Here is a 13,897-nt window from a genome sequence, read left to right as displayed (position 1 = left end):
GTCAATCTGACAGTGATGTCGCCAGCTGCAGCTTTACCTGATCTTTCAGGTTCATAAAATCTTCGTCTGCGCTGGTAGTGTTAGCAATTTCATCAAATAATAACTCAGCGCGTGCTTCGCTGCCTGAGAGCATAAATAATTGTACTAAACGTAATTTTGCCCAATTCAAGCGGCTTTGATCGGTATTGTTGTAATAGCCAATATATTCAGACAGTGCAGTGATACCCTCTAACACGTTATTGTTAGTTAATACTGCCAGCCGGCCAACCTGATATAACGCACTGTAACGCTGACTAGCTTTAACGCTGAACTCAGCAGTTTGACTATAAAGTTGCTGGGCAACCAGATAGGCATCCTGCCGCGCCAGAATACTGGCTTTAACCGCTAACAAGTCTGGCTGATTAGGTTTCACAGCCAGATGTTTATCTATTAGTGCTACCGCTTCGCTCAGTCGCTCATCCAGGATCAGTATTTGTATTCTGGCCAGCGCACCTTGCAAAGGGTCAAGAGCCGCCAGTATTGTTGCCTGCTCAGCCGCCAATTCTTTACTTCCACCCGCTGTCGCTGGTGCCGTCTGATAGAAGCTGATAAGAGCATGTTGTGCCGGATAATTGTGTGGGTCGATTGTTACCGCTTGAACCATTAATTGTAAGCCATCACTGGTTCGCTGGCGGGCGTTGAAAATGTTGCCGCCAGAGGCAAGCACGATTTTGTTGATCCCGGCTAAGTAGAGTAGTTCGCTATGCTGTGGGTACTTAACGACAAGCTCATTGAGTAACGTGTTTGCTTCTTCACGTTGCCGAACGTTAAACATGGCCTGAATATAGACTGCTGTATAGTCAGGGTTTTGTTTAAGTGTTGGTTGCTGGTCCAGTTCAGTGAGGATTTTTCTGTATTGCGCTTGTTCAAACCAGCTGTTCAGCTGTTCCAGTTCCAAGGAACAAACAGAAAAACTTAACAACAACCCCAAAAAAGCAATCTTCATTAAAACTGACCTTCACCCAATAAATACTTGTTAAGTGTGCTGTATTACGCGACAAAACACCAGTGGCTCATGGAATTTCAATTTCAATGTCTGTAACCGGAATGCTACAACAAGGTAAAAACTCGCCATGGCGAACAAACGCCAGTGGTTCATGCAGATATTGGATCTGGCCTGCAATGAGTTTACAGCGACAAGCACCACAATAACCTTCCCGACACTGGTAACTGACGTCTTGTTGTTGCTGTTCAAGGCTTTGCAGAATAGTCGGTTGGCTGCCATTAAAATGAATAGCAGCCTGTCCGGTAACTAGGATTTGAGGCATGACAGCTTAGAGGTCGAAATCGCCAAATTCAGCCCCATCAACTTCGTTATCTATCTGGCCAACAAGATAGGAGCTTATTTCAGACTCCTGTGGTGCTACTTGCACATTATCTGACACCAGCCAGGCGTTAATCCAGGGAATTGGGTTCTGAGTGGTGCTGAAACGGGCTTTTAAACCGACCGCCTGCATTCTGCTGTTGGTAATATATTCTACATACTGACACAGAATATCTTTGTTAAGGCCAATCATTGAGCCATCTTTAAACAGGTACTGCGCCCATTCTTTTTCTTGCTCTGCCGCTTTTTGAAAAATAGCATAGGCCTGCTCTTCACATTCCTTAGCGATCTCAGCCATTTGCGGATCATCTTCTCCGGCTGCCATGATATTTAAGATATGTTGGGTGCCGGTAAGATGCAGCGCTTCATCACGGGCGATTAATCTGATAATTTTTGCGTTACCTTCCATCAATTCACGCTCGGCAAAGGCAAAGCTGCAGGCAAAACTGACGTAAAAGCGGATTGCTTCAAGCACATTAACTGACAGCATGCACAGATACAGTCGTTTTTTCAGCTCGCGCAGAGTAATGCTTACCGTCTGACCATTTATATGATGTTCTCCTTCGCCACAACGCTGATACAGGTTTATACCGTCGATCAGGCTGTCATAGTAGCGGGTGACATCATCAGCGCGCTCCAGAATTTTTTCATTGAGCATAATGTCATCAAATACTTTATGCGGCTCTGAAGTAATATTACGGACAATATGGGTGTAACTGCGGCTATGGATAGTTTCACTGAATGCCCAGGTTTCAATCCAGGTTTCAAGCTCTGGTATAGAAACAATAGGTAAAAACGCCACATTGGGTGAACGGCCCTGCACAGAATCAAGCAGCGTCTGATACTTCAGATTACTCAGAAAAATATGTTTTTCGTGCTCGGGCAGGTTCTGAAAGTCTATCCGGTCTTTACTGACATCAATTTCTTCTGGTCGCCAGAAAAAACTCAGCTGTTTTTCTATTAGTTTTTCGAAGATAGGGTACTTTTGCTGATCATAACGTGACACATTGACAGCATTACCGAAAAACATCGGCTCTTGCAGTTGATTATTAATTTCGCGATTAAAAGTGGTATACGCCATTGCTGTAAATATCCTGATCCAAAACCTGTTGTTACTACGCTCCGCCAACGCGGAGCGATGACTGTTCCATGTTAAATTTTGCAGGCTCCGCCGGCACAACCGTCGTCTTCCATCTCAGGTTTTATATCTTCCTGCATATCAGCCGCACCATCCCGGGTATTATGGTAATACATGGTTTTCACCCCCAGCTTGTAGGCGGTAAGCAGGTCCTTTAATAACAGTTTCATCGGTACCCGACCGCCATCATATTTGTTCGGGTCATAATTGGTATTTGCAGAAATAGTCTGGTCAACAAACTTCTGCATTATCGCCACCAGGCTCAGGTATCCATCATTGGATGGTATATCCCAAAGCAGCTCATACTGGTGTTTCAGCCGCTCATACTCAGGGACTACTTGTTTTAAAATGCCGTCTTTACTGGCCTTAATACTGATATGACCACGTGGTGGTTCAATACCATTGGTTGCATTAGAAATTTGCGATGATGTCTCTGAAGGCATCAGCGCCGACAATGTTGAGTTGCGCAGGCCAAATTGCAGAATGTCTTTACGCAACTGTTCCCAGTTAAGAATCAGTGGTTCAGCACAGACTTTATCCAGATCTTTCTTGTAGCTGTCGATTGGTAAAATACCTTCAGCATAAGTTGTTTCATTAAATTTAGGGCAGGGGCCTTGCTCCTGAGCCAGTTTGTTTGACGCTTTTAACAGGTAATACTGAATCGCTTCAAAGGTACGGTGAGTTAAACCATTGGCCGAGCCATCAGAATATTTCACACCATTTTTTGCCAGATAATAGGCATAGTTAATGACGCCGACACCTAAGGTACGGCGGCTGATTGAAGCGTGATAAGCTGCCGGAATAGGATAATCCTGATAATCCAGCAAACTGTCCAGTGAGCGCACAGCAAGTTCTGCCAGCTCTTCAAGTTCTTCCAGTTCGGTTATTGCGCCAAGGTTAAAAGCCGACAAGGTACAAAGGGCAATTTCACCATTTGGATCATTAACATGTTCCAGTGGCTTAGTGGGCAGGGCGATTTCAAGACACAGATTACTTTGCCGAACCGGTGCAACCTTCGGGTTAAACGGGCTGTGGGTATTGCAGTGGTCGACGTTCTGCAGATAGATACGACCAGTACTGGCCCGCTCCTGCATAAACAGGGTGAAAAGCTCTAACGCCTTGATCCGCTTTTTGCGAATACTGCTGTCCGCTTCGTATTTTACATAAAGTTTGTCGAACTGTTCCTGATCCTGGAAAAAGGCATCGTACAAGCCCGGCACGTCAGACGGGCTGAACAAGGTAATGTAATCGTCTTTAATTAAACGGGTATACATCAGCCGGTTAAACTGCACACCATAATCTAAATGGCGCACCCGGTTTTCTTCAACCCCACGGTTATTCTTCAGAACCAATAGCGATTCTACTTCAAGATGCCACAACGGGAAGAATAAGGTTGCTGCACCACCGCGAACGCCACCTTGTGAGCAGCTTTTTACTGCCGTCTGAAAGTGCTTATAAAAAGGAATACAACCAGTATGAAACGCTTCACCGTTACGAATTGGGCTGCCCAGCGCACGAATACGACCGGCGTTTATACCAATACCTGCGCGTTGGGATACATATTTTACAATGGCACTGGAGGTGGCGTTAATGGAATCCAGACTGTCACCACATTCAATCAGTACGCAAGAACTGAACTGACGGGTAGGGGTACGAACACCCGACATAATGGGGGTTGGCAGCGACAATTTGAACTTTGATGTCGCATCATAGAACCGGCGGACAAAATCTAAGCGGGTACTTTTCGGGTAATTAGCAAACAGGCAGGCCGCTACCAGAATATATAAAAACTGGGCGCTTTCATAAATTTCACCGCTAACCCGGTTCTGAACCAGATATTTACCTTCCAGCTGCTTTACCGCAGCATAGCTGAAGTTTAAATCGCGGCTATGGTCAATAAAGCCATTAATGGTTTCCAGTTCTTCCCGGCTGTAGTCAGCCAGAATATGCTGATCGTAGCGCTTAGCTTCCACCATTTTGACCAGATGATCATATAAATGCGGTGGCTCGAACTGGCCATAGGCTTTTTTACGCAGGTGGAAAACGGCCAGGCGGGCAGCCAGATACTGATAATCAGGGCTGTCTTTTGAAATCAGATCGGCAGCGGCTTTTATAATGGTTTCATGAATATCTGCCGACTTAATACCGTCGTAAAACTGAATATGAGATTTCAATTCAACCTGAGATACCGACACATTGTGTAAGCCTTCGGCGGCCCAGGTAATTACCCGGTGAATTTTATCTAAATCGAGAGGTTCACGGCGTCCGTCACGTTTGGTGACAAAAAGGTTTTGCGTCATCGCTGAAGAGTTCCGTTTCAATAGTTATTATTAACTGACAGCCCGTTAGCGCACGGCCCATTACACGCACCTGATTGCTGGCGTTTTGCACAACATATAGGTGTAAATTAAAAACTGATCACAAGATAGTGTGGATTGGGGGCTTTTGCAAGGGTAATGGTTGTTGAAAAAAAAGCCGCTAATCTTGGCGGTTAGTAGCCACTAACCTGTTAACGCTTGCAATAGAAATAGCATGTCTGAAGCAAGCTTTTTCTTGGTTATAAATTTTTTTGTTCTAAGCAGCTGCTTTTAAGTGCAACTGGCTATTTAGCAAGCGTCGATCTTTATAAAAACAGACGACTCCTGCTATCAGAAGTCATCTAATCACGCATAGTTAACTGTATTATGCATCAGCCGGCTTTCGGGCTACCACAAAGTAGTTTACATCTAACCCAGGGCCTGTTTTAAAGCTATTGTTAAGCGGGTTAAAGTGCAAACCTGTTGCATCGACCAGTTCCAGCCCTGCTTGCTCGATATTACGCATTAATTGTGACGGGCGGATAAATTTACTGAATTGATGGGTACCTTTCGGTACCAGCCGTAAAATATATTCCGCGCCAACAATAGCCATTGCATAAGCTTTAACTGTTTTGTTAATCGTAGAGAAAAACAGCAGACCACCTGGTTTGGCCAAATCAGCGCAGGCTTGCACAACCGAGGCAGGCTCGGGCACATGTTCCAGCATTTCCATGCAGGTAACAATATCAAACGCGGCTGGCTCAATTGCTGCAAACTCTTCAGCGGTATGTTGTAAGTATCTTAGGTTAACGTCGCATTCCAGCGCATGCAGCCTGGCAACGGCCAGCGCATCGTCAGCCATATCTATCCCGGTTACTTTGGCACCACTTCTTGCCAGGCTTTCCGCCAGAATACCACCGCCACAGCCTACATCAACTACCGACTTGCCAAAAACGCCGGCGGCGATATCGCTGATATAACTCAGCCGGGTAGGGTTTAACAGATGCAATGGTTTAAATTCACCATCCTGATCCCACCAGCGGCTGGCTATATCATTAAATTTTGCAATTTCAGCTGGATCAACATTTGTGTTTTGTGTCATGGTTCAGGCCTTAAAAATTTTTGCCATTATAAAGCCTTGATCTGTTTCGGCAAATAGCAGGCAACTTCTGGCAAGCATAACAGGCATGGCAACTGTCATTTTATGTGGTAGAATCCTGCGTTGTCTCGCGCTTTATAACATCGAAAAAAGCGAGTTATCTATCTGATTTAAGGGAAATTAGCGTTATATGACAGATCTGGCCAAAGAAATAGTTCCGATTAATATTGAAGAGGAATTAAAAAACTCCTACCTCGATTATGCGATGAGCGTAATTGTTGGCCGGGCTTTACCTGACGTAAGGGATGGCTTAAAGCCGGTTCACCGTCGCGTGCTGTTTGCCATGAAGGAATTGGGCAACGACTGGAATAAAGCCTATAAAAAATCTGCCCGCGTAGTGGGTGACGTTATCGGTAAATATCACCCGCATGGTGATAGCGCGGTGTATGACACGATAGTACGGATGGCACAGCCATTCTCGCTTCGTTATATGTTGGTGGATGGTCAGGGTAACTTTGGTTCTATTGATGGCGACTCGGCTGCCGCAATGCGTTACACCGAAGTCAGAATGGCGCGGATCGCCCATGAACTACTGGCAGATCTGGACAAAGAAACCGTCGATTTTGTGCCTAACTATGATGGCACCGAACAAATCCCAGCAGTATTACCAACGAAAATCCCTAACTTACTGATCAATGGTTCATCCGGTATTGCCGTTGGTATGGCGACCAATATTCCGCCGCACAATCTGAACGAAGTGATTGACGGTTGTCTGGCACTGATTGCTAACCCGGATATCGAGCTGCATGAGTTAATGCAGTTTATACCGGGGCCTGATTTCCCTACTGCAGCTATTATCAATGGCCGTAAAGGCATTGAAGAGGCGTATCGTACCGGTCGCGGCAAGGTATATATTCGCAGTAAAACCTGTATTGAAACAGACGAGAAAACCGGTCGTGAGACAATTATTGTCAATGAACTACCTTATCAGGTTAACAAAGCCCGGTTAATTGAAAAAATTGCTGAGCTGGTTAAAGAAAAGCGCATAGAGGGTATTTCAGCGTTACGCGATGAGTCTGATAAAGACGGCATGCGCATCGTCATCGAACTAAAGCGTGGTGAATCCTCAGACGTTATGCTGAACCAGCTATATTCTAATACTCAGATGCAAACTGTGTTTGGTATTAACATGGTGGCGCTGGATGACGGTCAGCCTAAGCTTTTAAGCTTAAAGCAAATGCTGGAATGCTTCGTACTGCATCGGCGCGAAGTGGTAACCCGTCGTACCGTATACGATTTACGCAAAGCCCGTGACCGAGCCCATATTCTGGAAGGTCTGGCAATTGCGCTGGCCAACATTGATGAAATCATCGAACTGATCAAAACCTCAGCCAGCCCGGCAGAAGCCAAAGTGGGCTTAGTGGAACGTGGTTGGCAGTTAGGCGATGTCAGCGCCATGTTAGAGCGCGCCGGTAAAGATGCCGCCCGCCCTGAATGGCTGGAAGAACATTTCGGTATTCGCGACAATCTTTATTTTTTAACTGAACAACAGGCCCAGGCTATCCTGGATTTACGTCTGCATAAGCTGACCGGCTTAGAGCATGAAAAAATTCTGGACGAATACAAACAGCTGTTAGAGTTAATTGCCGAATTGCTGCATATTCTGGGTAGCCCGAAACGTTTGATGGAAGTAATCTGCGAAGAGTTAGAAGCCGCTAAAGCCCAGTATGGCGATGCCCGTCGCACCGATATCCAGGACAACATGCTGGATATCAATATGGAAGACTTAATTACCGAAGAAGACGTGGTAGTAACTTTATCTCACTTAGGTTATGCCAAGTATCAGCCGTTGTCTGATTATGAAGCGCAGCGCCGCGGTGGTAAAGGCAAGGCTGCAACCACGGTAAAAGATGAAGATTTTGTCGATAAATTGTTGGTAGCCAGTACCCACGATACAATTTTATGCTTCTCGAATCGTGGCCGGCTATACTGGATGAAAGTTTATCAGTTGCCACTGGCCAGCCGCACTGCCCGCGGCAAGCCAATCGTTAATTTGCTGCCATTAGAACAGGGCGAGCGGATTAACGCTATTTTACCGGTCCGTGAATACGAAGAAGGCAAATATGTATTTATGGCGACCGCAAATGGTACCGTTAAGAAAACCGCATTGACTGACTACTCACGGCCGCGGTCAAACGGCATTATTGCCGTTAACCTGAATGAAGGCGATCATCTGATTGGTGTCGATATCACTGATGGCAGCAATGAAATTATGCTGTTTTCAGATGATGGTAAAGTTGTGCGCTTTACTGAAGATCAGGTTCGTGGCATGGGCCGTACGGCAACAGGTGTCCGCGGTATCCGTTTACGAGAAGGCGGCTCAGTGGTTTCACTGATCATACCGAAAGGTGATGGCGCGGTACTGACTGTAACCGAAAATGGGTATGGCAAACGTACCGCCTTAACTGAGTACCCCGCAAAGAGCCGGGCAACGCAGGGCGTTGTGTCAATTAAAGTGTCAGAGCGGAACGGTCTGGTCGTTGGTGCGGTTCAGGTAAGTGAAACCGATGAAATTATGATGATCTCTAATCGTGGCACCCTGGTCCGAACCCGGGTTAAGGAAGTGTCAGAGGTTGGTCGTAATACCCAGGGCGTTATTCTGATCCGTACCCAGGAGCAGGAGAAAGTTGTAGGTGTAGCTAAAGTTGATGAAATTCAGGAGCAGGATTTGCCAACAGATGCTGATGATGCACATTCAACGGCCGCCAGCGTAAGCGCCGATGTTGCTGGTCCCGACCTGCAGGACAGTCAGTTAGCGCAGGACAACGATTCTGAGCAGTCATAACCTATCCAAAGACGGGCGCATTAGCGCTCGTTTTTTTTAGCAGACGATTTAATGTTAAAAATTGAAATTTATACCGATAGTTATATTTGAGAGCCTACTTAATGACCACCTTTAATTTTTGTGCCGGGCCTGCCATGTTACCTGCTGCAGTGATGCAGCAGGCACAGCAGGAATTTATCAACTGGCAGCAACAGGGTTGCTCAGTGATGGAAATTAGTCATCGCAGCAAAGCTTTTATTAACGTTGCAGCAGAAGCCGAGCAGGATCTACGTGATTTACTGCATATTCCTGCTAATTATAAAGTGCTGTTTATGCACGGTGGTGGCCGCGGCCAGTTCTCTGCAGTACCGCTTAACTTATTTAATGCCGATGTAAATAACGGTAAAAATACTGCTGACTACGTTATCTCAGGTGCCTGGTCAAAAGCAGCAGTAGAAGAAGGGTACAAATACGGTAATTTAAACGTGCAGGATATCCGGCAGAAAACCGACGACAACCTGAGAACTATCGTTGATCCCGCTAACTGGCAACTTAGCAATAATGCAGCCTTTATTCATTGTTGTCCGAATGAAACAGTAGATGGTATTGAGTTCACCAACCTGCCTCAAACAGAGATTCCGATTGTTGCCGATTTATCTTCCACTATTTTATCGCGTCCTATTGATGTTAGTCGCTTTGGTGTGATCTATGCCGGCGCCCAGAAGAATATTGGCCCCTCAGGATTAACCCTGGCCATTGTCAGGGAAGATTTGTTGCCGCAAACCAGTTCAGCAATTCCTGCCGTGCTTGACTACCGGTTGGCCGCTGAGAACGACAGCATGTTTAATACACCTCCCACTTTTGCCTGGTACCTGGCTGGCCTGGTATTTAAATGGCTTAAACAGCAGGGCGGCGTAACACAAATGGCTACGCGTAACCAGCTGAAGGCTAGTTTACTTTATGATTATATTGATAAAAGTGATTTTTATAGCAACGACGTTGCCAAAGCGTATCGCTCGTGGATGAATGTGCCTTTTTTCCTGGCCGATGAACGGCTGAATGACACTTTTGTTGAGCAGGCGCAGCTACATGGTTTGCTGGCATTAAAGGGACACCGGATGGTGGGTGGCATGCGTGCAAGTATTTACAATGCGATGCCAATAGAAGGCGTACAAACGCTGGTTAGTTTTATGCAGGAATTTGAGCGGGTAAACGGATGAAAACATTAACCTTAAACCCTATCAATAAAATCAGTGGTGAAGTGCATTTACCCGGCTCGAAAAGTATCTCTAACCGGGTATTGCTGTTAGCAGCATTGGCTGAGGGAACAACCCACATAACCAACTTGCTGGATAGCGATGATATCAAACATATGCTCAACGCTCTGACAGCGTTAGGAATCCGTTATAAGTTGTCAGCTTGTCGAACTCAGTGTGACGTAGATGGTAATGGCGGTCTGTTTAACCATCCGCAGCCTGTCAGCTTATTTCTTGGTAATGCCGGCACGGCTATGCGCCCGCTTACGGCAGTACTGGCTGCATCTGAGGTCGATGTAACCCTGACCGGCGAGCCCCGCATGTATGAGCGGCCTATCGGCCACCTGGTTGATGCAATGCGCCAGGTTCAGGCGGATATCCGTTATCTTGAAAACGATGGCTTTCCACCATTACAGATTAAAGGGAAGCCTCTTACCGGTGGGAGAGTTCAGATTGATGGCAGCATATCAAGCCAGTTTTTAACGGCAATATTAATGGTAGCTCCACTGCTGAACAGTGACAGTGAAATTGAAATTATCGGCGAGCTGGTGTCCAAACCTTACATTGATATTACCCTGGCACTGATGCAACGCTTTGGTGTGACGGTTAAAAATGAAGATTACAAGCGGTTTATTATTGGTGGCTCTCAGCAATATCGCTCACCCGGTAACTGGTTAGTTGAAGGCGATGCATCATCCGCATCGTACTTTTTGGCGGCAGCTGCCATCAAAGGCGGTAGTATTAAGGTAACCGGTATTGGTAAGCATGCTGTGCAAGGTGATATTCACTTTGCTGACGCACTGGAAGCCATGGGCGCCAATGTTAAATGGGCAGATGACTATATTCAGGTTACGCGTAACAAATTAATCGGCATTGATCGTGATTATAACGCCATACCCGATGCCGCAATGACCATTGCCACGACGGCATTGTTTGCCAAAGGGCCAACAGTTATCAGAAACGTTTACAATTGGCGGGTGAAAGAAACCGACCGCTTGGCAGCGATGGCAAACGAGCTTAGAAAGGTCGGGGCAGTGGTGGAAGAAGGCCATGATTTCCTGAAGATAACACCGCCTGATCAATTAAAACACGCTAGTATCGCCACCTATAATGATCATAGAATGGCGATGTGTTTTTCGTTGGTCGCACTTAGTGATACTCCGGTTACCATTGAAGATCCCGATTGCACCGCCAAGACATTTCCCGGCTATTTTGCTCTGTTTCAGAGCCTGCAAGCGTAAATCCCCTGTTCTGACATCGGCGCAGTCGTTCTGATTGCGCCTTATCCAGCATCTTTATCGCAACTAAACACAGCTTTTGTCGCAAAAACCTGTATAATATGGCGGTTTAAAAATTTGAAATAGCAAATCATTGGGCTTTAGGAGGTAGGATGCCACAACATGCACCAGTAATTACCATAGACGGTCCGGGAGGCTCAGGTAAAGGCACCCTAAGTCGTTTACTGGCTCAGAAGTTAGGGTGGCAATTACTTGACAGTGGCGCTATCTACCGGGTTTTAGCATTAGCTGCTATGCATCATCAGATTGCCTCTGATGACGAAGAGGCATTGCAACCTTTGGCAGCCCATCTGGACGTGCAGTTCAGTGCAGATGAACTGGGCAATACCCGGGTTACATTGGAAGGAGAAAACGTATCTCATTCTATCCGTACTCAGGAAGTTGCTGATGAAGCATCAAAGATTGCTTCACTACCAAGGGTTCGGGAGGCGTTATTACGTCGGCAGAGAGCCTTTGCCGAGCTACCTGGCCTGGTAGCAGACGGTCGTGATATGGGCACAGTAGTGTTCCCACAGGCAGAGGTTAAAATATTTTTAACAGCCGCCCCTGCAGAACGCGCCAACCGTAGATATTTAGAGTTGAAAGAAAAGGGTCTGGATGTTAATATCGGCGACCTTTTGAACGAAATCCAGGCGCGCGATGCGCGTGACATGAACCGGGCAACAGCGCCGTTAAAGCCTGCCACCGATGCATATATACTGGATTCGACCAATAAATCCATTGAACAGGTGCTGGAAGAGGTACTAAACCATGTTAACAGCAATGCGCTGCTAAACGCCGGTTAAACACCACAACCACATTTTGGACAGCCGGTAACAAGGATTGTTGCGGGTAAACTTAGCAACCCCATAACGCATGAAGCGAAGTGGAGCACTTAACTGAAAAAGTGACTATGACTGAAAATTTTGCACAATTATTTGAGGAAAGCCTCAAGACCATCGAAACCCGCCCGGGTGCCATTGTTAAAGGTACCGTTGTTGCTGTTCTGAAAGACGTTGTTATGGTTGACGCCGGTCTTAAATCAGAAGCTGCGATCCCTGTTGAGCAATTCAAATCGCTGAACGGTGAAGTCGAAGTAAGCGTTGGCGACATCATTGACGTAGCGTTAGATGCTATCGAAGATGGTTTCGGTGAGACCTTGTTATCTCGTGAAAAAGCTAAGCGCCATGAGGCCTGGGTTCGCCTGGAAAAAGCTTGCGAAGATAAAGAAACAGTTATCGGTGTTATCACTGGTAAAGTTAAAGGTGGTTTTACGGTTGAAGTCGACGGTATTCGTGCCTTCCTGCCAGGTTCATTAGTAGATGTGCGTCCAGTACGTGACACTTTACACCTGGAAAACAAAGAACTTGAATTCAAAGTTATCAAGCTGGATCAGAAGCGCAACAACGTGGTTGTTTCACGTCGTGCCGTTATCGAGTCAGAAAGCAGCCAGGAACGTGATCAGCTGCTAGAAACTTTAGAAGAAGGCATGGAAGTTAAAGGTATCGTTAAGAACCTGACTGACTACGGTGCATTCGTTGATTTAGGTGGCGTAGACGGCTTACTGCATATCACTGATATGGCTTGGAAGCGCGTTAAGCACCCAAGCGAAATTGTTAATGTTGGCGACGAAATTCCAGTAAAAGTTCTGAAATTTGACCGCGAAAAACAACGTGTATCATTAGGCTTGAAGCAAATGGGTGAAGATCCATGGGCGGCTATTGCCTCACGTTACCCTGAAGGCGCCCGCATTACTGGTCGCGTAACTAACTTAACTGACTACGGCTGCTTCGTTGAAATCGAAGAAGGCGTTGAAGGCCTGGTTCACGTTTCAGAAATGGACTGGACTAACAAAAACATTCACCCATCTAAAGTGGTTAACTTAGGTGACACTGTTGAAGTTATGGTTCTGGAAATTGACGAAGAACGTCGTCGTATTTCTTTAGGCCTGAAACAGTGTAAAGCTAACCCGTGGGAAGAGTTTGCTAAAGGCTTCAACAAAAATGATCGTGTTAGCGGTAAGATCAAGTCAATCACTGACTTTGGTATCTTTATCGGTTTAGACGGCGGCATTGATGGCCTGGTTCACTTATCTGATATCAGCTGGAACGCGACTGGTGAAGAAGCGGTTCGTGAGTTCAAGAAAGGTGACGAAGTACACGCAGTTGTGTTACAAGTTGACCCAGAGCGCGAGCGTATTTCTTTAGGTATCAAACAACTGGATGAAGATCCGTTCAATGGTTACCTTGCTGACAACAAAAAAGGTGCTATCGTTAAAGGTGAAGTTACTGCCGTTGACGCTAAAGGCGCTGCTGTAATGTTAGAAGGTGGTGTTGAAGGCTACATCCGGGTTTCTGATATCGCGCGTGAGCGGATTGAAGATGCCTCTACAGTACTGAAAGTAGGCGAAGAAGTTGAAGCTCGTTTAATGGGTGTTGATCGCAAAAATCGCGTAATCAGCCTGTCAATCAAAGCGAAATTCGAAGCTGAAGAAAAAGAAGCTATGGATACCGTTAATACCAAGCAGCAAGAAGCTGACTTCGGTGGTAACGCTATGGCCGAAGCATTTAAAGCTGCTCAGAAGCAGGATTAATTGCTAGCAAAGCAGGGGGCATCTGCCCCTTGCTTTACCATTTGGGTTTT

10 protein-coding genes are annotated in these 13,897 nt (G+C 46.1%); 5 read left to right on the top strand and 5 right to left on the bottom strand.

Features of this window, described 5'->3' with window-relative positions; all coding sequences use genetic code 11:
* Position 1 precedes the first annotated feature (1 nt).
* From KQY15_RS12430 to ubiG, 5 genes are all read right to left on the bottom strand, one after another.
* A complete protein-coding gene (locus KQY15_RS12430; RefSeq protein ID WP_217669615.1) occupies positions 2–985 on the bottom strand; it encodes a tetratricopeptide repeat protein in 984 nt (327 codons plus the stop codon).
* 67 nt (positions 986–1,052) lie between these two features.
* On the bottom strand, positions 1,053–1,307 hold the full coding sequence (gene yfaE, locus KQY15_RS12425; RefSeq protein WP_217669613.1) for a class I ribonucleotide reductase maintenance protein YfaE: 255 nt from the start codon (positions 1,305–1,307) through the stop codon (positions 1,053–1,055).
* Between the two features lie 6 nt (positions 1,308–1,313).
* The gene (gene nrdB, locus KQY15_RS12420) at positions 1,314–2,444 is read right to left on the bottom strand and encodes a class Ia ribonucleoside-diphosphate reductase subunit beta (protein ID WP_217669611.1); all 1,131 of its coding nucleotides are present in this window, start codon (positions 2,442–2,444) and stop codon (positions 1,314–1,316) included.
* Between the two features lie 71 nt (positions 2,445–2,515).
* Positions 2,516–4,801, bottom strand: a complete 2,286-nt coding sequence (nrdA, locus tag KQY15_RS12415) for a class 1a ribonucleoside-diphosphate reductase subunit alpha (protein WP_217669609.1) — start codon at positions 4,799–4,801, stop codon at positions 2,516–2,518.
* A gap of 382 nt (positions 4,802–5,183) precedes the next feature.
* The gene (gene ubiG / locus KQY15_RS12410) at positions 5,184–5,900 is read right to left on the bottom strand and encodes a bifunctional 2-polyprenyl-6-hydroxyphenol methylase/3-demethylubiquinol 3-O-methyltransferase UbiG (protein WP_217669607.1); all 717 of its coding nucleotides are present in this window, start codon (positions 5,898–5,900) and stop codon (positions 5,184–5,186) included.
* Positions 5,901–6,087: 187 nt separating this feature from the next.
* On the opposite strand from ubiG, the gene gyrA reads away from it, so the two are divergent.
* The 5 genes from gyrA (at position 6,088) to rpsA (ending at position 13,847) form a co-directional block, all read left to right on the top strand.
* Complete coding sequence (gene gyrA / locus KQY15_RS12405) at positions 6,088–8,742, top strand: DNA topoisomerase (ATP-hydrolyzing) subunit A (protein WP_217669605.1); 2,655 nt, start codon at positions 6,088–6,090, stop codon at positions 8,740–8,742.
* A 101-nt stretch (positions 8,743–8,843) separates the two neighbouring features.
* Positions 8,844–9,941, top strand: a complete 1,098-nt coding sequence (gene serC / locus KQY15_RS12400; RefSeq protein ID WP_217669603.1) for a 3-phosphoserine/phosphohydroxythreonine transaminase — start codon at positions 8,844–8,846, stop codon at positions 9,939–9,941.
* Positions 9,938–11,218, top strand: coding sequence for a 3-phosphoshikimate 1-carboxyvinyltransferase (gene aroA / locus KQY15_RS12395; RefSeq protein WP_217669601.1), 1,281 nt, complete (start codon positions 9,938–9,940; stop codon positions 11,216–11,218). Before serC ends, aroA begins: the two co-directional genes overlap by 4 nt.
* Before the next feature lie 149 nt (positions 11,219–11,367).
* Positions 11,368–12,060: a (d)CMP kinase gene (cmk, locus tag KQY15_RS12390; protein ID WP_217669599.1), complete on the top strand. Its 693-nt coding sequence runs from the start codon at positions 11,368–11,370 to the stop codon at positions 12,058–12,060.
* A 107-nt stretch (positions 12,061–12,167) separates the two neighbouring features.
* Positions 12,168–13,847 carry a 30S ribosomal protein S1 gene (rpsA, locus tag KQY15_RS12385; RefSeq protein WP_217669598.1) on the top strand — a complete coding sequence of 560 codons (1,680 nt, stop codon included), beginning with the start codon at positions 12,168–12,170 and terminating at the stop codon, positions 13,845–13,847.
* The last annotated feature ends 50 nt before the right edge of the window (positions 13,848–13,897 follow it).

This window comes from Arsukibacterium indicum, assembly GCF_019100565.1.
Classification (GTDB): domain Bacteria; phylum Pseudomonadota; class Gammaproteobacteria; order Enterobacterales; family Alteromonadaceae; genus Alishewanella; species Alishewanella indicum.
The sequence above is the reverse complement of the archived record's forward strand: the minus strand, read 5'-3'. Positions and strand labels throughout refer to the sequence as shown.